Here is a 19,448-nt window from a genome sequence, read left to right as displayed (position 1 = left end):
TTATTCATATCTTAAAGCATCAATTGGATTTAGCATCGCTGCCTTGCGAGCTGGTAGATAACCAAATAGTATCCCTATTCCTGCCGAGATTGCAAAGGCACCAAATGCTGATGAAAATGATGGTGCAACATCTATCTGTGTATCAAGTGCAATGACTATGATTTTACCTGCTAAACTAGAAAGTGCATAACCAAGCCCTATACCGATCAGTCCTCCAATTGCACTTGTCGTTGCGGCCTCTATCACAAACTGTTGCATTATATTATGTCTTTTCGCACCAAGCGCTTTCCTAATACCAATTTCTCTTGTTCGCTCGGATACTGACACCAACATGATATTCATGATGCCTATACCTCCAACAACAAGCGAAATACCAGCTATCGCCGCTAATATCGAGATCATGATATCTATGGTTGAACTCATCATACTCAAAAGTTCATTTAAACTGATAATAGAGTAGGCATCTTGATCTGCATATACCTTAAAGAGCGCATCATCAATCACTTGTTTAGAGGCTTTAACATCATCCTCAGATACCATTGCAAAAGAATAACTTGATATATTGTTTGTTCCAGTAAGTTTTGCAGCTACACTATATGGAATATAGATTGCATCATCAGTGCCACCTTCTTCAGGTTCATCAGCATCCGCCTCTAAAACCCCGATGATTTCAAATTGTTTTCCATTGATTCTAAGTGTTTTTCCAAGTGCACTGCCATTAAAATACGTATTGCTTACATATGAACCAACTACTGCTACATTGTGTCTCCTTGAAATATCAATATAAGATACATACCGTCCCTGTGAAAGAACATACTGCTTCATCGCTAAGTAATCTTCACCAGTCCCTGTTACAGATGTACTATTATATGTCTCACTGTCTATTTTAACAGCGCCTCGAATCGAGACCAAAGGAGATACTGACTTAAAATACTCAGGATGATTATCAACAATTGCATACATCTCATCTACTGTTATATTGCGCGTCGATCCTCTCCCCATCACGTTTACAGTTAAAAGATCAGTCCCCATACTTTGAAAACTATCGACCATATATTTTTCAAGGCCGTTTCCAAGTCCAATGATGACAATTACCGAAACAACCCCTATGATGATACCAAGCATTGTTAAAAGTGATCTTACTTTTCTCGCCATGATATTGCTTAGTGCCATTTGAAATGATTGAAAAACTGTCATATGAGCTTCACCTCATTTTCAACTTCCAAAGATGCTTCTGGTAAGCCATTATAAACAATATGACCATCTTGAAGCCTGATGATTCTTTGTGCCTGAGCGGCAATCGCATTGTCATGTGTAATTAATACAACGGTATTTCCTTCAGCATGCAGTTTCTTTAATAGATTTAATACTTCTTCACCCGTTTTAGAATCTAATGCTCCAGTTGGTTCATCTGCAAGGATCACTGATGGAGAAGTAGCCAGTGCTCTGGCAACTGAAACCCTCTGTTGCTGTCCACCTGACAATTGGCTGGGTAAATTGTTGATTTTATCCAGTAAACCTACCTTCTCTATAGCTTCAGTAGCACGCTGTTTGCGTTCACTTTTTCCAAGTCCAGCGTAAAGTAATGGAAGCTCTACGTTTCCTAAAACTGATAATTTGGGCAACAAATTGTATTGTTGAAAGATAAAACCTATCCTTTTATTTCGAATTGAAGCAAGTTCATTGTCATCAAGTTCACTTACATCATGCCCTTCTAAATAATACTTGCCAGAAGTAGGGATATCCAGACACCCAATGATATTCATACAGGTTGACTTTCCTGAACCAGACTGACCGACAATCGCCACAAACTCCCCTGGCATAATGGTCATAGTGATGCCATCCACCGCTCTTACTTCTGTTTCACCCATTTGATAAATTTTACTTAGTGTTTCAAAAGATATTAAAGGCTTCATGGCGTATCCACCCCAGTTCCATCAGATGGTTGATCATTTTGTCCTGGTCGCCCAAACATAAAGACATCCTTAACCGTACGGTTTTCAATAGCGACCTCATCACCTTCATTTAATCCAGATAAGATTTCTATATAATTGGTATCAGAAATACCAGTTGTTATCTCGATGTACTTATAACCACTTGGCGCATCGGTAACAGGTGTATCTGAATTTGTAGTTTCTTCTCCACTCGTTTTAACAAGTACTTTATTTCCTCTTACAACAGCTGCAACTGGTACAGCAAGGACTCTTTCTCTTGATTCAATAACGATTTCAGCATCTACATTCATTCCAGGCAAAAGTCCTTCAATCTCATCAATTCGAATCGTGACTGGATAAGAAGTCGTTCCACCACTAGTTACGCCATTTATATTCACTTTTGTAATTAATCCTGCATAAGTCTTTCCTTCAACCGCTTCTGCTGTAATCGTAACCGGTTGACCTACACTGATCTGAGATATATCAAGTTCATCGATATACAAAGTCATCGAAAGGTAGCTCAAGTCAAATATCGTACAAAGTGGATTACCTGCAGAGAGGGTATCGCCTTCTTTATAATTTTTTTCAATTACAGTGCCACCAATTGGTGAACTAATTACATAGCCATCTAGAGCATCTTGTGAACTTTCAAGTGAAATTTCTGAACGCCTTAATGTATTTTTAGCACTTTGAATTTGATCTTGTAGCGTAGTACTATCTAGTACAATTAAACTCGCATCTTTTGCAATGAAATCTCCTTCACGAACAAATACTTTTGCCACATCACCAGATGCTTTTGCTATTACCATACCTTCAGCTTTATATTTAAAAGTAGCGCTTTCGAAACATGCATAATCACCTATAACAGCAGTTGCTTCATAAGTTGGAAGCAATCCACCTGGATTTGCAACAGATATCGTTACCTGTCTAACTTGCATTCCACCAGGTAAAACACTTACAATTGGACTAACTTCTGAAACAATCCCACCAAGTGTCTCAAAAGAACCACTAATCGTAACATTAGCTTGTTGACCGACAGTTATATGAGACGCATCATCTGCACCAAAAGGCAGTTCAATTGTCATAGTTTTACTATCTCTTATGGTTGCAATTGTTTGACCGACTTGTACCGAATCACCCACTTCTATGTCAAAATCCATTACAGTTCCAGCATTTTGGGCTTTGACTGTTAAATCATCTAAACTCTCAAGCATTCTTTGATAGCTTCTTTGACTCTCAGCAACACTAATTTCTGCTGTTTCAATATTTGATGTAAGGTTTGAACTGTCAATTTCATATAAAACACTATCTTTCTCAACGACATCACCTTCTTCAAAAGGTGCTGATATAACATCGCCAGAATTCAGTGACATCACTGTATATGAATCTGCAGGTTTTAAAGTGCCTGTCCCAGACAAAGTAACAGTAATATCTTTATTACTCGCACTTACCATTGTATATTGACTATCCATATTTGCTTGTCGATCACCTAAACTACCCAATATCCTAGGCAAAACAATAAACAGGATGAGTAAAACTACAATTCCTATAACAATTCTCTTATTTCTTTTCTTTTTAAAAAATGATTTCATCTACTTCCCGCTCCTTATGTGAAAATCTAAGATTTTTCATGCATTATACTACTTATATCCCAATAGTATTAACTCAATATGAATTTTACATAAAAAGTTTAAAAAATATAAAAAAAAGGAGTGTTCACTAAGGCGAAATTCTGATCACCTAATAAACACTCTTTGTAAATCAAATAAAATTTAGATAATTTCATTATATGTTTTCAATTATAGCATTTAACCTACTTTCTATTCTTTTCATATCAAACTGTATTTCTGGGAATAGGTTATCTAAATTCATTGCCAAATCGGTTTCCTTTTCAAGTCCAAAAACAGCACCATACTCATGCGTGTTACCTAACTTTATCATATTAAAACCAAGTCCACTTAATGTTCGTGAAATGGGTATAACCAGAGCATTATAATAATATTCAAGCACCTCTTCTGATTCTACCATTGCACCATGCGCAACCACACTTACACGTTTTCTCCAATATGGAGATTTAAAATTAGGGTTATTGAGCCATTTTGAGTACGCGATCTCATTCATTTTTTCAAATAAACACATGAGTTTGGACGGAAACGGTGAATAATGAGGCACAATCCATATAATTACATCAGCTTGATTTATTTTTTTATGAAGTTTATTGTAAGCCTCATCAAAAGGACATCTTGAATAATCTACGCAACTGCCACACAATTGACATGGGTGTATATTATAATCCTTTAGTCGAACTTCTTCTACGTTATCATTGGAAATCTTACTTTTCAACATTTTAGAGACCTGTGAAGAGATAGACTTTTCATTTGTAACACGGCTGTTACTGGCTGAGACTATTAAGATCATGCCATGCCTCCTTGCTTTTTATTACTTCATCTACAAATGCTGCAGATTCATTGATCCATGGACTATGTCCAGAATGTTCAAACCATATAAACTCTTTAAGTGGCGCTTCAAGTAGATCAAAATACGCCTTAGCTAAAGAAGTGGGTGCATTGAGATCGTGCCTACCAATTAAAAATTTGATAGGAACTTCAAGCTTAGATTGCGTTTCTCTGATATCAACTTCATAAAGTTGCTGGTATACATCATTAAAAGTGTTTAAGATGCCCAGTAAATAATTGAATTTATCCAAAATCCCATATTCAGGTGATAGAATATCTCTAATGGTTTCATAACCTGGATTATTGATTTCAGGATTTTGATTCATTTCTTCCGTTAAATAGTTGAGATATTCAGCACTTCTCCAAGTGACATCCACCCCATAATATGGTGGTTTACCTATTTTGATTAATCGCGCCGTCTTTTCAGTATCCCCTTTTTCCAAACTAAGCTCAAGTGCTTTTGTATAGTCGATCACTTCGGTTTCAAGAAAATTAACCATCTGTCCTGTATTGATAATGCCATAAAATTTTTGTGGTTCATTGTCCGCCATCATAATGCCTAGGTAACTTCCCCAAGATTCTCCTACGATATAGATCTTTTCTTGATTAAAACGATCACGTAAATAATCAGTTAATGCGATGCCATCTTCAACATAGTTACTCGGTTTTAAGTCTTTCCTCGACCCATAAGATTTAGCAGAACCTGGTTGATCCCATCCTACAACTACAAATTCTTTTTCGAGTTCAGGCATTTCATACCTCACGGCAGCAAGTTGTGAACCTCCCGGTCCCCCAGCTAAGAATAGCAGTATCGGTGCATCTTTGTTTTCTCCGCGTATACTAACCCATTGTTTTCTACCGTTAAACTCAACTTCTCTTAACTCCGAAATTGAATTTTCGCCTTCAATTCTAGGTGTAAATGCAGACCATTGACTCACACCCACTACACATAAAATAAGCACCATAAATACTATCATTTTGATAAATGTTTTAAAAAGTCCTCTTCCATTTATCTGATTCTTTTTATTAAGCAAGAATTGCCCAAGTATAATTAAAGATTTGATTATTACAATCACTAAACAACCAAGTATCAAGATTATCAAAATTGCAAATACGACGTTTAATGTCGCGTGTATAAAAGTATTCATTATTTTCCTCCATCATAGAATAGATATACGACTATCTTTATCTATTTTATAAAATATGAACTATTTTACACCTGCCTAAAGTTAGGTTTTTACTTTTCACTTTAATAAAAATAATAAAACAAGCTTCAAAATATCGATTTTATCTCTTATTTATAGTAAACTATAGGTAGTTAAATCAACGCTTATAATAGATTTGAGGTGGCAAAATGAATCAAAAAATTACAGCTTTATCGAATTTTGTTAATCAATTGGATTATACAGCAATTGATTTGTGGTTTAGCGACAACCATGCATTTATATTTGAGCCAGAATACTTAATTGAAATACATCAGTTGCTTATAGGATGTGACATTGACGGACTAAATTCATTTACCAAACTTATACGTGCTTGGATTGGCTTCATCTATGGTGACAATATCGAGATTTCGCTCTCAATGCGTAGTTTACAAAACACTATTTTAAAATCACCAAAAGAACACTCATTATATCAAGGTTTGCTTGCGCTTTGCGGCGAAATATATGCCATAGATCGTGAAGAAAAACTTCAGAAAGGCCTTATGGCGCTTAATATCTTAGGGAATGATCACGAAAGTTTATTTTATGGAAATGCAAACTTGACCTTAGGCCAAATTTACTCTGAACGCAATGCATTTGAAACTGCGGCAAACTATTTTGAAGTTGCACACCAAGTCTTTGACACTTTAGGTTGCCAATTTTTAGCGGTTATCTCAGATGTAAACAAACTCCTAAACCTTTATAAACTCGGAGAATATCGCCGTGTCATTGAAGAGTCTGAGCGGGCTCAGCGTCGCACTTCAAAGTTCAATGTGCGTCAGGAAAAAGAAGATATACTTTCTGTGTATGATTTGCCCATTGGGATGGCAATGCTTGAACTTAAAAAATACGATCTTGCAATGACACACCTTGAAGTTTGCAAAAGTAGCATCGATTCACTTAAAATGTTCCATTTACATGGATTAATCGAATGGATGATTCTCAAAGTCTACTTGAACAAAAAATCCTTTGAGGCTTTAAATCAAGAAATAAAGCATGGAAGAACAACTTTCTCTTCTTTATCATCACCATTGATTGAAGGGATTTTTGACTACTACTCACTACTTTATGCATACGATGCTGGAGAAAAAATCGATCCTGTAATTATCGAAAGATTATCACTACTATTAGAACATCAAAAACACTCATTAAACTTCATCCTCGTTGAAATGATGTTACAACTTCAATATAGAGACATCGTCACTTTTTTCACGCGTAGAGAATTAGAACAACTCGAAAAAAACGTCATTTTGTATCAGTTTGAGCCTTTAAAACCTCTCATTTCACAGGTGTTTAACAAGCTCTCCTTAGAGCTTTCTGACCGTGAACTAGAGATACTTGAACTTGTTGCTTCTGGTAAAACAAATGATGAAATTGGTAAAATCTTATTTATAAGTACTGGGACTGTTAAATGGCATCTCAATAATATTTATTCAAAACTTGAAGTTAAAAATCGCATACAAGCACTTGAGAAGATAAAACTTCTTGGTACATTTTCTTAAAATACCTAACTTAAGTTAGGTGTTTTTTTTTTACAAAAAAGTTATCCTAACTTTAGTATTATGGTAACCTATCCACAAAAAGGAGTTTCAATTGAATTTAGCAATTATATGTTTTCTAGGGACTGACCTAGATTTAGAACTACGAAATTATACTACATTATTTATGCGAGGATTTGACATTGGTATCACTAATCACCCTATCGCCTTTATGCATGAGCAAACATTTCTTGCATGTCATAAGACAGAATATTATGACTTAGTCCATATGGTCTTTGAAGAAATTAGCATTTCTCGTGTAATATTACTAATCGAAGAATTAAAAAATAAACATGCAATTTATAATACAGTAAAATTTAGTTTTACTTGTCTCAGCAATAACGAAATCAACACTTCAATGTCACACAAAGAACTAATTGTTCAACTTACCAAAGCAGCTAAAAAACAATTCAATGGCTGCATCATACAGCACTGCATCACGAAAACCTTGACTTCTAGAAAACAATGTAACGCAGTTGAAGATGATGGCTTATATTTTGGAAGGCATTCTAAGCTCAAAAGGATTTTAAATCAAACAAAAACAAAAAAACAGGTGTACGCATTAGATACACCTGTTGGAATCAAAATATTAGATCATGTCAAATTTAATCCTGTAGACACTTAGTAATCAAAGCCTGAATAAGATGTGGCATACGTGTATAAACATCTTTTGTATATACCCTTTCAGTGATTTTATGCAAATCCTTTCCCCATGGGCCAATGTTCACCACAGGCATATTTAGCTCTGAAAGTGCTCTAAATGGAATTTTATAGATGACATCCCATCCTGGACTATTAGACTTAATCATTGAAATATCAGTATCATTACCAGACCATGTCGCATAAGATAAGTCTGATATCCCCATAAAGTATCCTTGAGATTCGAATGTCAAATTATAATCCCTTTCAGCAATCTCGTTGATAAATTGTTCAATTGAAAATGGTAATTTTTTTTCAATATTTTCATTATTGACGTGTGGATAATATGGACCTGAAAGTGCGATTACAATTGCTGGACCTTCTAAATCTATGGCATCTTGAACGTGTTCAATTAATCGCGTAGTTGCTTCTGGTAACGTAATAGCATTTGAGATCAAGAGTTCATTCACGTCCTCTTGAAAGGATAAATACTCCTTTAAAAAACCATCTCCCTTTTGATCAAGTGCCATTTGATAAAGCTTTTCAAAGGTATATACTTTGGGTTTAAATGTTATCTTGTCCGGTGTTACACCCGTTAATACACAGTAATTTTCATATGCATCTTCAAAATGAATCAAAGTGTCCCTTAATGATCGATTGGCAAGTGAAACTAACTTATCCACGATCATTTTAGGTGAGCGTGTAAATGTCAACCAGTTGAAATATCCGGTAGCTGCTTCAGGTATAGAAGCATCATACGCTTTTTTTCTATCTTTAAGGTTTACCCATACTGGAGGCGGTGTCGCTTCTTGACCTATCAAATCACAGAGTTCAATATTGAGTTCTGTCTTTTTTTGCAAATCAGATAGAACAAGTGAGGGACTAAAGCCATTAAAGGGATCACCAATATGACTCTTGACACCTTTTACAAAAAGTACAGGCATAATTTTTCCAACAGATCCTTCATAAAAAATAGCTTTTCCCTTAGTTTGATTAAAATATGGCTCACTATTAATGGTCAACATATACTCAAGTAGATGTTTTTCTCGCAATTCTTTCATCAATTTGACAGCACTTAACATGCCTCTTGATAACGTTTCTTCATCGGGAACGCTTAACAAAAGTATGTTGCCTTCAAAATCCTCTAGTTCAGAAAAATGTGCACTTAGTACCAGTTGAATTGCAGCACCGGACTTCATATCTGCAACACCTCTACCAAATATCCATTCTCCTGAGAGAAGGTCAACTCTCGCCTGTTCGGGAATCGCTCTATTGGCCAAAGCTTCTGCCAACTCATCAGGTCTTAATGCAACACCTTTTAGTTTTCCATATTCTTCTATATCTATCGCATCATGATGGTGCATCAACACGATGGTTTTATGACCAGACCCTTTTACCAAAGACCAAATGACGTTTCTGTGGTAGGGATCGTCATCTACAGGGTACGCACCACATAAATCACTATGTTCGTTAAAATATGGTTGCTCTTTGATCCAATTTAAAATTTGTTCTTCTATATAAGTTTCTCGCTCAGTGTTTGTGTCACTTTGAGTTGCAACTAGTCTTAAAAACAGTGTTCTGATGCTCTCTTCAAACATAACTTCTCCAATCTCATCTAAAGATTTTAGTTCTCTTATATTATCAGTATATAGTTGATTCACACGATTGTCTAATTAGTGTTTCAAAGTTCAATTAATTTTACTCTTACTTTATTTTTGTGTTAAAATATGAGTTGAATTAAACTTAAAGGAGAAATGACTTATGATGGACATGTTTATTAAATCAATTCAATTAGACGAATCAAACCGTATTGTTGTTACTATCCAAGACCACTTTGCTGAATATCTTTCAAAAGAAGAATCAAAGAAGATGCTTAAAGATATGGCACTAAAAGTACTTGAGGCAGATTTTGTTAAACTAGAAGTAGCTAAATCAAGCTTTAGAATCACAGTAATAGAAGGCGCTGAAGCTGCCGCTAAAGAGAAAGTAGAACAAGAAATCGTTAAAGGCATTGAAATGGCGATGTCGTTTATGTCGCAAATGAATAAACAAGAATAAATAAAAGAAATCCCAATCATTATAAAATGACTGGGATTTTTTTTAAAAGGATAAATATACCCTATCACTTCTTCTGCTTCTCGAACGGTTGTAACAGATACTACTGGTTCTTCAATTATTTTATTTGCTTCATCTAAACCAGTGGGGTGATTCTTTATCATTTTGAGCGTCGTGTTTACTGAATTTACAGTTGTCTTCTTGCTTACACCAACACTTGTTCTGCTTGAAACCTTATTGATAACTACTTCTGAACCGTTTTAAGAGCTATGCGGTAGTAACAAAAAAATCACAGGTATGAGTACCACAAAGCAATGTGCTGTATTTATCTTATATTGTGGTGCTTATAAGTTCAAGCAAGGTCTGTTTGTTTAATTTTTTCCTTCATATCACAACCCCAAATGATAAAAGAATATATACCACTAAAAAGCAGACTAAAGTTACAGCTAGAGCAAATTTCAAAACAAACTGCTTAGAGACACTTGAGGTAAGCATGATTACATTTTTTAGGTCCAGCATTGGTCTAAAGACTAAAAAACCCATAATTGCCCCTGAGGGAACCTAATCTTTGAAAATGCTTAAAGATATGGCTGAATAATTACCCGAAACATATTATGAAAACACGAATCTGACTTTTCTTTCACTTAGTTTGGTGACTAAAGCACACTTTTTATAATTGACATATGCCCGAAATGGTTTTATGATTACCCTACAGACATTATTCAATTATGAAAGGAATATTAACATGAAATCAATATTGTATTTGCCTGCTAAAAATCTGATTATAAGTATACCTGTCGTACTTATACTTGGTTTTTTTGTTGGATCAACTTTAGACACTATGTTTTTAAAGGATTATATCCTTTTCTTCACCTTCTTTATGATCTATCCAACGATGATTGGTTTTAAGATAAAAGAAGCTGTAGATTTATCACACTTAAATGTCGTTATAGGGTCTGCACTTTTAAATTTCATCATCATTCCCCTCTTCGCATTCTTTTTTGGTAAGATCTTTTTATCAAACAGTCCTCAACTCTTTGCTGGTATTATCATGATTTCTCTTTTCCCGACGAGTGGCATGACAATTTCATGGACATTACTAAATAAAGGGAACGTTGCAGCAGCTATAAAAATAACTGCGCTGAGTTTAATCATAGGATCATTTTTAGCACCACTCTATCTTTATATTGCAGTAGGCACAATGATTGAGGTTAATATTATTGATACCTTTGTCACTGTTTCTCAAATCGTGATTTTACCATTAGTATTAGGAAATATAACCTACCGGTTGCTCTTGAAAAAATTTACAACAACTTATTTCAACACGAATATTAAACCGATTTTCCCAGCAATAAGTGTCTGGTCCATGATGTTTATTATATTTTCAAGTATTAGCATGAAAGCAAAAAGTATCATCAACAATCCAGAATTATTAGTCAATTCAATCCTCATTTTAATTATCTTTTATCTGATTAATTTTGCGTTAAGTACGATGATTGGCAGATATTTCTATAATAAGGAAGATGGATACGCTTTGGTTTATGGAACTGTTATGAGAAACTTATCTATCGCACTAGGTCTAGCGATTGCCTCATTTGGAACAGACACAGCACTGATTATCACACTTGCTTTTATTTTACAAGTACAAGGTGCTGCATGGTATGGTAAACTTTCTTCAAAATACAATTGGCTTCAGCGTAAAGTAAATGTCACACAACTTGAACAAAATTCTTAAAAAAAGGCAATTACAGATCTAGAATTCTAGATTTGCAATTGCCTTTTTATATAAAACGCCTTATTTTTCAACGATAATGGAAAGCAGTTTAGGTTGATCACATAATGAAACAAGTTCACTCATCACAAATATATCTTTTGTCTGTCCTGTACTCAATTTATGGATAAATTCAAATGTGTGTTTTTCATTATTGCATACGCTATTCATGTTCTCCCTAATTTCAGCTTCCGATTGTATATTTAAATCAAATACCGTTTTGTTAAGTAAATGATGTTTACTATATCCATAAAAACTCAAAGCGGATTCATTTGCATCCATAATTTCAGCTGATTTTGGATCAATTAGTAGCATTGACTTTGAGCTGTTCTCAAAGTATCTTTGAAAAGAAATATATTCTTCTTGTTTATCTTTAGCATTGGCTTCAAGTATCATTTCTAAAGCATTAAACATCTTTGGTGAGCTCACTATTTCTTTAATCCATTTTTCAGGTATTCTTTTTGCCTTTAAAAAAACTGTTGCTGGCTTAAGTTTAAAAAGTTCAGCTATATCCAATAGCAAACGTTCACTTGGATTTTGCTCAATATTGGCTTCGAGTTTGCTAATATAAGGATGTCCTACATTTAAAATTTTCGCAAGTTCTCTCTGTGTATATTCTTTCGTTCGCATCCTTTTTAAAAAGTCGCCGAATGTTTCCATACTTTCCTCTTTTATTTCATTATTTCAGTTGATACCATCTAGTTTATAAAGTTCACATCTATTTCTACCGTTTTCTTTAGCAAGATATAGCGCTTCATCTGCAAAATGGATGAACTGTAACCCCTTATCCAAATCATCTTTCTTGATCTCACTATTGGTATAAATACCGAAACTTGCTGTAACTTTAATGGCATATTCATCACTACAAAATACATGACTTTCAACATTTTCTCGAATCTTCTCAATGCGCTTAATCAAATTTTCTTTGTCAATTGCAAACAAAAATATTAAAAATTCTTCTCCACCAAATCTTACAATCCAATCATCATAATCTCTAATGGCTAGCATCAATAAATCAGAAAATTCTTTTATAACTTGATCACCTACTACATGTCCATAATTATCATTTACATCTTTAAAGTGATCTATATCTCCCATTATAACACTAATCGAAAGTTTGTTAGCATAAGCTTTTGCAATTTCAAAAGGCATTCTCTCATCTAAAAATCGACGATTGTATAAGCCTGTTAATGGATCAGTGATAATTTCTTTATTAAGCTTTACAATTTTATCAATAATTAAATCTTCACTTAATCCGTCAATGTTATCTAGTAAATGGTCATTTGAAACATCTCGAATCAACTCCAATACCCGATTATTCTCCTTCTCCGGTACTGCTGTCACCATAAATAACTTTCCACATGAATATTCAAACTTCATGGTCACTTTGTTTTCGTTTAGTGCTCTCATAGAAATGCAATTTTTACATACTTCATTACTTTGCCAAAACGAATAACAATGCGTGTCAGATTCGTTTATTTTAAAATCCGTGATTTGATCATCATCACTTTTAACAATTGGATTAACATATCTGATTACATCATATATTTTTTCTATAAGCTCAACATTTAATTCACGACTGTCCTTATGTCTATCCATTTGCACACTCCAGTTTGTAGTTACTTCATAAAACCAATGCTTATATTGTACACTTTTAAGTTGTGTATGTACACAACATAAAAAATCCTATAGAACACGATCGAAGTGTGTTCCATAGGATTTTTGAGAATTTCTCTTTCTATTTCATTTTTTATGAAGCAATTAACTTATTTTTTCTAGTTCCTCTTTCACAACAATCATATTTCTTGAAATTTGTTCAAGTGAAGATTTTACATCAACGATCATATGATCAATATCTGACATGACATTATTAATTGCACCTTCACTAGAAGAAGTCTCTTCCTGCTTGACCAATCTGGGTAGAAGATTCAGTCAAACTTTCTGAAGCTTCTGAAGCGTCAGTCATGTTTTTAAAGATACTTAAAGTTGAATGCCTTATAAACGAAGCCGTTATCTTTGGTGCAGTTGCTACGTTCAATAAAATACTATCAATGGTTATAGATATAAAATTCTCTATAATTGTTCAAGCCAGTATTTCATATTCAAATGAAAGAGCTGGGTCTCTTCATCATTTTCACCATATAATTCTGGTATATCCAATTTGGGAATACATTCGAGTTCTGGAAAAATGTTAAGTGCCATCATGAAATGACCAACTTCTCCAAACTGGCTACATGTAGGACTTTGATCTATACCAATCATTCCTGCAATATTAACCTTACCCTCTTGTAATAGCTTTATATAGTCAATTTCTCTTGTAGCAAGTCTATCACAAAGTGCAATATACTCAGGTGTGGCATACTCTTCTTTTGACATTGGTAGGCGCTCGAGTCCTAAGAACAAAGTTTCTGGACAAGGTAATTGAACGATGCCATAGCCCCTATCAGTAATCAGCTTTACAATTTCATCAAAAGCACCTTTTGCTCTTGCTAATGGGTTAACTACTGAATTTTGATTGAGAATACAGTGACTAACTAAAATTACTTTATTCGCTCTTAACACGTGTCAAAGCTCCTTTGAGGTATTCTTTTGGTAAACGTGTGATGATTACATATGCAATGATACAGCTTGCTACTTTATCTACTAAATTACCCACTATCCTCGGTAAAAATGCAGAAGTGAATATTGATTCACCAGAAGCAAGAAGCCATGCTACAAAGAAATCTGTAGAACTTCCTGTTAACCCACCATAGATCCAGATCGCAATAGGTGTACCAATAAGTGGTGCTACTATTGCCAGTACTAAACCCGTGATGATAGAAGTGATTAGATTAAATCCAAACTTCATTGCAACAAGTCCAACAATGATACCTATGGTCATGTTCACAAGTGCAAAAGGAATATCTACGGGATTGGTTGTAATCCCAATGATTACATTTGTAAGTAGTCCTACTGCACCACCCCAAATCGGTCCAAAAACAGCTGCTGCAAGTATCGTACCCATCGTATCAAGAAATAGCAATGGAATTTTTAAGATACCCACTAACGTACCAAATACAATATTGATCACGATACATACTGTGGAAAACATCATAACTTTTGAATAATTATTTTTCATATAATTGCACCTCTTCTTAGAATATAATTATTATACTCTACTTTTTAACAAATAGATAATACAAAATACATGAAAAAACATAAGGGTCCAAATTCATCCCAATCAACCCCCTAAATAGGCTTTTTTTACACTATCATCTTCTAAGAGTTCAATAGCATTACCTGATTTGATAATTTTACCTGTTTCAAGAACATAAGCACGATCTGCCACTTGTAGTGCTTGGTTAGCATTTTGTTCTACAAGTAAAATGGTTGTACCTTGTTTTTTAATGGTCTGAACAATATTGAAAATCTCTTTTACGAGTAATGGTGCAAGTCCCATAGAAGGTTCGTCTAGTAATAGAAGCTTTGGCTTTGACATCAGAGCTCTTCCAATTGCAAGCATCTGCTGCTCACCACCACTAAGTGTACCAGAAGGCTGATTCATTCGCTCTTTTAATCTTGGAAAGTAAGTGAATATCTGATCATAATCAGCTTTCATAGATGATTTATCTTTTCTAATATAAGCCCCCATTTCAAGGTTTTCTTTAACCGTCATCTGAGCAAAAACACGTCTACCTTCAGGGACATGTGCCATCCCTAGATAAACAAGTTGATGAGGTAAAAGTTTGCTTAGTGGTTCACCTTCAAAGAGGACTACACCTCTAGTAGGTTCTAAAATTTTAGAAATAGTCTTTAAGATTGTTGTTTTACCAGCACCGTTAGCGCCTATCAAGGTAACAACCTCTCCTTGCTTTACAGTGAAGCTAACATCTTTTATGGCATGAATTTTATCATAGTATACATCTATATTTTCAACCTTTAACAAGCACTCACCTACTCTCCTAAATAGACGCGAATGACGTCTTTGTTATTTTTAGTTTCTTCAGCTGTACCTTCAGCTATGACACGTCCATAATCTAATACAACGATTTTCTCACAAATACCCATTACCAAACTCATATCGTGTTCAATAAGTAAGATCGCGATATTGAAGTTTTTTCTGATTAAACTGATCGTTTCCATCAGTTCTTGTGTTTCATGGGGATTCATACCAGCAGCAGGCTCATCGAGCATGAGGATTTTAGGTTTCGTTGCTAGAGCCCTTGCTATTTCAAGTTTTCTTTGTTTGCCATATGGTAGATTTTTAGCAAGTGTTTCTGCATAATCTCTCATATCAAATAAATCTAAAAACTCGAGACATGATTCTTGCGCAATTTTTTCATATTTCCAATAAGAAGGGAGCCGCAAGATACTCGAAAGGGTAGAATAATGCAGATCGTGATGATATGCGATTTTTATGTTGTCCAGAACGGTAAGTTCCTTAAACAAACGTATATTCTGAAAGGTTCTTGAAGCCCCCATCTTAACAATTTCATACGGTTTCTTACCCACAATACTTTTACCATCAAGCACAATATCCCCACCAGATGGTAGATAAACGCCTGTTAACATGTTAAATATTGTAGTCTTTCCAGCACCATTTGGTCCAATAAGTCCCACAAGCTCGTTGTCGTTAACTTGAAGGTTGAACTGATCAACAGCTTTTAAGCCACCAAACTGGATGCTTATGTTACTCGCCTCTAGTAGAGCCATCGACAGCCTCCTTCTTTTCCCTATTCATTAATGCTTTTCTTAACTTTAGAGTCCTATCATAGATACCTTGCCATTTAAACTCACCTGTTCCGAAAAGTCCTTGTGGTCTAAACAGCATCATCAAAATAAGCATAAAGGAGTAAAGAAGCATCCTAAATTCAGCAAATCCTCTTAGTGCTTCAGGTAAAATGGTCAGTATAGTTGCAGCAACTATGGTTCCAGTTAAACTACCCATGCCACCTAATACAACAATTACTAGAATCTCAACAGATCTCATAAAATTGAACGTATTTGGATCTAGAAAAGCGATATAATGTGCATATAGACCACCACCTACGCCAGCAAAAGCAGCTGCAATTGCAAATCCAAGTACCTTATAATATGTGGTTCTTACACCTACAGCTTCAGCTGCAACTTCATCTTCACGAATAGACTTTATTGCGCGTCCTTGTTTGGAGTGTGTTAATCTGTATAGCACTAATATAACCACCACTGCAATCCAATAGGCATATTTAAAGGATGCAATACGAGGTATACCGGTCAAACCTTGTGCGCCTCCTGTGATTTCTATGTTATTGATGATGACACGAATGACTTCGCCAAACCCCAAAGTGATGATCGCTAAATAATCACCTCGTAGTCTAAGCGCTGGAATTCCTATGATTATACCTACAACCCCCGCACTTACACCGCCTACAAAAAGGCTCACTAATAGTAATGGCAAATCGGAAATTATACTTTTCAGCACGATCGAAGTTAGTGCAGAAGCATAGGCACCAACTGCCATAAATCCTGCATGACCTAATGTCAATTGACCTAAAAACCCTGTGACCAAGTTTAGACTACTCGCCAAGATAATGTTAATCAAAATAAAAATAATAATCCCTTGATAGTATTTACTAAGGATGCCACCTGACATCATTAGAGATAAAATAACGAAAATGATCGATACAACTGCAAAGTTGACCATATAATTTTTAAACATCTTTTTAGTCATCTCTACACCTTCTCTTTCTGGTTCTTACCTAAAATTCCCGTTGGTTTGACAAGTAATACGATAATCAACAGTCCAAATACAATAGCATCTGACCACTGAGTCGATAGATATGCTTTGGTAAAAGTTTCTATCATCCCGATCACAAATCCCCCAAGTACAGCCCCAGGTATTAAACCAATTCCACCGAAAACAGCAGCTACAAACGCCTTCAATCCTGGCAAAACACCTAAAGTAGGAAAAACTTGTGTATACATAACTGCATACAGAACGCCTCCTAAAGCCCCAAGTGCCGATCCAATTGCAAAGGTCATAGAGATTGTTCTGTTTACATTGATGCCCATAAGAATCGAGGCTTCTTTGTCCTCTGAAACCGCGCGCATTGCTTTGCCAGGTTTTGTTCTCTTAACAAACAGATCTAATGCAATCATGAAAATAATCGATAAAAACAAAGTTGTAAGTGTTACCGTTCCCACTTGAAGAGGACCGATCGTTATAGGACTTTTGTTGATTAATTCAGGCATTATTTTAGGATCTGCCTTAAATAGCACTAGCGCTAGATTTTGTAAGAAAAAACTTACGCCAATTGCTGTTATTAAAACTGATATTCTTGGTGCCTTTCTAAGTGGTCTATAAGCAATAATCTCTACCACAACACCAATTACTGCTGAAAGTACCATAGCAATTACCAGTACAAATACAAACGGTAAATTGGTATTAACTGCAAGTAGAAAAGCAATGTATGCTCCAGCCATCATTATTTCACCATGTGCGAAATTTATAAGCTTTATAATCCCATATACCATCGTATAACCTAAAGCTATAAGTGCATATATACTGCCGACTGATAAACCATTTATTAGTTGTTGCAGGAATAAAATCAAACAGCTCCCCCCAATTCTCTCTATAGTATGAATAAGCATCCCTGTTATGCATAGATGAAAGATGATGGCCGTTATAGCCATCATCATAGTCCTTTTACTGTCCTGAAACTTTAGCTGCTAATTTGTGCTCTCCATTTACTATTTGAATAATTGAGATACTTTTTACTGGATCACCATTTGCATCAAATGTGATATGTCCAGTTACATAATCACTATTCGTTTTTGCAAGGGCGTCAATAATTTTTGTCGCATCATTACTACCAGCCGTTTTAATTGCTTGTGCCATGATATAAGTAGAATCGTAGCCAAGTGCTGCTAACGCACTTGGAGATTTACTGTATTCTGCTTCATAAGCTTTGATAAAGTCTTGAACAACTTTTGTTTCATCTGTTTTTGCGTAGTGATTCGCAAAATAATGCCCCTCAGCTACATCTTTATAATCAACTTCGATGCCATCCCAGCCATCACCACCGATAGCAACAACATCAATCCCAAGCTCTTTAATCTGTGAAAGAATGACACCAACTTTTGCTACATAATCAGGTAAAAAAATGACATCTGGATCTTTTGCTGCAATTTTAGTTAATACTGCTTTAAAATCTGCATCTTTCGTTGTATAACCTTCAAAGTCTGTTACTGTTCCTAGTGCTTTAAATTTTTCGTTAAATGCTACTGCCAACCCATCTGAGTATGCATCCTCAATATTATAAAGAACTGCCGCTGTTTTAGCACTTAGTTGTTCTGAAGCAAATACTGCTGCTGTAGCACCTTGGTAAGGGTCAGTATAGCATGCTCTGAAGACATTGGGTGCACTAAGAGTTACATCACTATGTGTCGCTGTTGGTGTAAGTACTGGCATATTATCTCCTATTGCAATTTCTTTAATCGCAAGTGTTTCGCCACTAAAAGTTCCACCTACAAGGCCAACGATACCATCTTGATCTCTCAATCTGTTATAAGCATTTACAGCTTCAGTCTTATCACCTTTACTGTCATAATCTACGATCTGTATGTCACTACCGTTGATACCGCCAGCTGCATTGATCTCTTTCGCGGCAAGTTTTGCACCTTCTGCAACTGCTGTTCCATACATACTGTAATCTCCAGTCATCGGTCCAATAACCCCTAACTTGATAATTCCGTCAGCCTCGGACTTCGAACAACCTGAAAGTGCCAAGGTCAATAACATTACAAGTGCCATAATTAATGCCATTCTTTTTTTCATCATAATAGTCCCCTCTCAATTTGATGTTCACGCCTATATCGCATCTTTAATCACACGC

Annotated in this window: 20 protein-coding genes; 4 read left to right on the top strand and 16 right to left on the bottom strand. The window is 35.3% G+C overall.

What is annotated here, in order from left to right; all coding sequences use genetic code 11:
• From QE109_RS11615 to QE109_RS11595, 5 genes are all read right to left on the bottom strand, one after another.
• Entirely contained in the window at positions 1–1,197 is a 1,197-nt protein-coding gene (locus QE109_RS11615) for an ABC transporter permease (protein WP_281094693.1), read from the bottom strand.
• Positions 1,194–1,916 carry an ABC transporter ATP-binding protein gene (locus tag QE109_RS11610; protein ID WP_281094692.1) on the bottom strand — a complete coding sequence of 241 codons (723 nt, stop codon included), beginning with the start codon at positions 1,914–1,916 and terminating at the stop codon, positions 1,194–1,196. Before QE109_RS11610 ends, QE109_RS11615 begins: the two co-directional genes overlap by 4 nt.
• Positions 1,913–3,526: an efflux RND transporter periplasmic adaptor subunit gene (locus QE109_RS11605; protein ID WP_281094691.1), complete on the bottom strand. Its 1,614-nt coding sequence runs from the start codon at positions 3,524–3,526 to the stop codon at positions 1,913–1,915. The genes QE109_RS11610 and QE109_RS11605 overlap by 4 nt, the downstream gene beginning before the upstream one ends.
• Positions 3,527–3,719: 193 nt before the next feature.
• Complete coding sequence (locus tag QE109_RS11600) at positions 3,720–4,352, bottom strand: flavodoxin family protein (protein ID WP_281094690.1); 633 nt, start codon at positions 4,350–4,352, stop codon at positions 3,720–3,722.
• Positions 4,327–5,538, bottom strand: a complete 1,212-nt coding sequence (locus QE109_RS11595; RefSeq protein WP_281094689.1) for an alpha/beta fold hydrolase — start codon at positions 5,536–5,538, stop codon at positions 4,327–4,329. The genes QE109_RS11600 and QE109_RS11595 overlap by 26 nt, the downstream gene beginning before the upstream one ends.
• Positions 5,539–5,744: 206 nt before the next feature.
• Between QE109_RS11595 and QE109_RS11590 the strand changes: the two genes are divergently transcribed.
• Positions 5,745–7,094, top strand: a complete 1,350-nt coding sequence (locus tag QE109_RS11590; RefSeq protein ID WP_281094688.1) for a helix-turn-helix domain-containing protein — start codon at positions 5,745–5,747, stop codon at positions 7,092–7,094.
• Between the two features lie 91 nt (positions 7,095–7,185).
• Positions 7,186–7,755 carry a hypothetical protein gene (locus QE109_RS11585; RefSeq protein ID WP_281094687.1) on the top strand — a complete coding sequence of 190 codons (570 nt, stop codon included), beginning with the start codon at positions 7,186–7,188 and terminating at the stop codon, positions 7,753–7,755.
• Here QE109_RS11585 and QE109_RS11580 read toward each other — a convergent pair.
• On the bottom strand, positions 7,736–9,430 hold the full coding sequence (locus QE109_RS11580) for a M20/M25/M40 family metallo-hydrolase (RefSeq protein WP_281094686.1): 1,695 nt from the start codon (positions 9,428–9,430) through the stop codon (positions 7,736–7,738). The two genes, QE109_RS11585 and QE109_RS11580, sit on opposite strands and share 20 nt — an antisense overlap.
• A gap of 100 nt (positions 9,431–9,530) precedes the next feature.
• On the opposite strand from QE109_RS11580, the gene QE109_RS11575 reads away from it, so the two are divergent.
• Both QE109_RS11575 and QE109_RS11570 read left to right on the top strand, forming a co-directional pair.
• A complete protein-coding gene (locus QE109_RS11575) occupies positions 9,531–9,827 on the top strand; it encodes a hypothetical protein (RefSeq protein WP_281094685.1) in 297 nt (98 codons plus the stop codon).
• A 742-nt stretch (positions 9,828–10,569) separates the two neighbouring features.
• Positions 10,570–11,559, top strand: coding sequence for an arsenic resistance protein (locus QE109_RS11570; RefSeq protein WP_281094684.1), 990 nt, complete (start codon positions 10,570–10,572; stop codon positions 11,557–11,559).
• 60 nt (positions 11,560–11,619) lie between these two features.
• Here the strand turns inward: QE109_RS11570 and QE109_RS11565 are convergent, their stop codons facing one another.
• The 10 genes from QE109_RS11565 to QE109_RS11520 form a co-directional block, all read right to left on the bottom strand.
• Complete coding sequence (locus QE109_RS11565) at positions 11,620–12,255, bottom strand: helix-turn-helix domain-containing protein (protein WP_281094683.1); 636 nt, start codon at positions 12,253–12,255, stop codon at positions 11,620–11,622.
• A gap of 24 nt (positions 12,256–12,279) precedes the next feature.
• A complete protein-coding gene (locus QE109_RS11560; protein ID WP_281094682.1) occupies positions 12,280–13,194 on the bottom strand; it encodes a GGDEF domain-containing protein in 915 nt (304 codons plus the stop codon).
• 286 nt (positions 13,195–13,480) lie between these two features.
• Entirely contained in the window at positions 13,481–13,633 is a 153-nt protein-coding gene (locus tag QE109_RS11555) for a hypothetical protein (protein ID WP_281094681.1), read from the bottom strand.
• Positions 13,634–13,668: 35 nt separating this feature from the next.
• A complete protein-coding gene (locus QE109_RS11550; protein ID WP_281094680.1) occupies positions 13,669–14,157 on the bottom strand; it encodes a CD3072 family TudS-related putative desulfidase in 489 nt (162 codons plus the stop codon).
• On the bottom strand, positions 14,141–14,713 hold the full coding sequence (locus tag QE109_RS11545; protein WP_281094679.1) for a CD3073 family putative ECF transporter S component: 573 nt from the start codon (positions 14,711–14,713) through the stop codon (positions 14,141–14,143). Before QE109_RS11545 ends, QE109_RS11550 begins: the two co-directional genes overlap by 17 nt.
• Positions 14,714–14,815: 102 nt before the next feature.
• Positions 14,816–15,520, bottom strand: coding sequence for an ABC transporter ATP-binding protein (locus tag QE109_RS11540; RefSeq protein WP_281094678.1), 705 nt, complete (start codon positions 15,518–15,520; stop codon positions 14,816–14,818).
• Between the two features lie 8 nt (positions 15,521–15,528).
• A complete protein-coding gene (locus tag QE109_RS11535) occupies positions 15,529–16,287 on the bottom strand; it encodes an ABC transporter ATP-binding protein (protein WP_281094677.1) in 759 nt (252 codons plus the stop codon).
• On the bottom strand, positions 16,265–17,284 hold the full coding sequence (locus QE109_RS11530; protein ID WP_281094676.1) for a branched-chain amino acid ABC transporter permease: 1,020 nt from the start codon (positions 17,282–17,284) through the stop codon (positions 16,265–16,267). The genes QE109_RS11535 and QE109_RS11530 overlap by 23 nt, the downstream gene beginning before the upstream one ends.
• 2 nt (positions 17,285–17,286) lie before the next feature.
• Positions 17,287–18,162, bottom strand: coding sequence for a branched-chain amino acid ABC transporter permease (locus tag QE109_RS11525; RefSeq protein WP_281094760.1), 876 nt, complete (start codon positions 18,160–18,162; stop codon positions 17,287–17,289).
• A 97-nt stretch (positions 18,163–18,259) separates the two neighbouring features.
• Entirely contained in the window at positions 18,260–19,393 is a 1,134-nt protein-coding gene (locus QE109_RS11520) for an ABC transporter substrate-binding protein (protein ID WP_281094675.1), read from the bottom strand.
• Positions 19,394–19,448 lie beyond the last annotated feature (55 nt).

This window comes from Fusibacter bizertensis, assembly GCF_029914245.1.
GTDB lineage: Bacteria > Bacillota > Clostridia > Peptostreptococcales > Acidaminobacteraceae > Fusibacter_C > Fusibacter_C bizertensis.
The sequence above is the reverse complement of the archived record's forward strand: the minus strand, read 5'-3'. Positions and strand labels throughout refer to the sequence as shown.

Excerpts from the sequence above, each read along its gene's own strand:
- QE109_RS11600 (WP_281094690.1), bottom strand. The coding sequence starts at position 4,352 with ATGATCTTAATAGTCTCAGCCAGTAACAGCCGTGTTACAAATGAAAAG.
- QE109_RS11520 (WP_281094675.1), bottom strand. The coding sequence starts at position 19,393 with ATGATGAAAAAAAGAATGGCATTAATTATGGCACTTGTAATGTTATTG.
- QE109_RS11615 (WP_281094693.1), bottom strand. The coding sequence starts at position 1,197 with ATGACAGTTTTTCAATCATTTCAAATGGCACTAAGCAATATCATGGCG.
- QE109_RS11575 (WP_281094685.1), top strand. The coding sequence starts at position 9,531 with ATGATGGACATGTTTATTAAATCAATTCAATTAGACGAATCAAACCGT.
- QE109_RS11595 (WP_281094689.1), bottom strand. The coding sequence starts at position 5,538 with ATGAATACTTTTATACACGCGACATTAAACGTCGTATTTGCAATTTTG.
- QE109_RS11560 (WP_281094682.1), bottom strand. The coding sequence starts at position 13,194 with ATGGATAGACATAAGGACAGTCGTGAATTAAATGTTGAGCTTATAGAA.
- QE109_RS11535 (WP_281094677.1), bottom strand. The coding sequence starts at position 16,287 with ATGGCTCTACTAGAGGCGAGTAACATAAGCATCCAGTTTGGTGGCTTA.
- QE109_RS11545 (WP_281094679.1), bottom strand. The coding sequence starts at position 14,713 with ATGAAAAATAATTATTCAAAAGTTATGATGTTTTCCACAGTATGTATC.
- QE109_RS11565 (WP_281094683.1), bottom strand. The coding sequence starts at position 12,255 with ATGGAAACATTCGGCGACTTTTTAAAAAGGATGCGAACGAAAGAATAT.
- QE109_RS11570 (WP_281094684.1), top strand. The coding sequence starts at position 10,570 with ATGAAATCAATATTGTATTTGCCTGCTAAAAATCTGATTATAAGTATA.
- QE109_RS11530 (WP_281094676.1), bottom strand. The coding sequence starts at position 17,284 with ATGACTAAAAAGATGTTTAAAAATTATATGGTCAACTTTGCAGTTGTA.
- QE109_RS11605 (WP_281094691.1), bottom strand. The coding sequence starts at position 3,526 with ATGAAATCATTTTTTAAAAAGAAAAGAAATAAGAGAATTGTTATAGGA.
- QE109_RS11610 (WP_281094692.1), bottom strand. The coding sequence starts at position 1,916 with ATGAAGCCTTTAATATCTTTTGAAACACTAAGTAAAATTTATCAAATG.
- QE109_RS11590 (WP_281094688.1), top strand. The coding sequence starts at position 5,745 with ATGAATCAAAAAATTACAGCTTTATCGAATTTTGTTAATCAATTGGAT.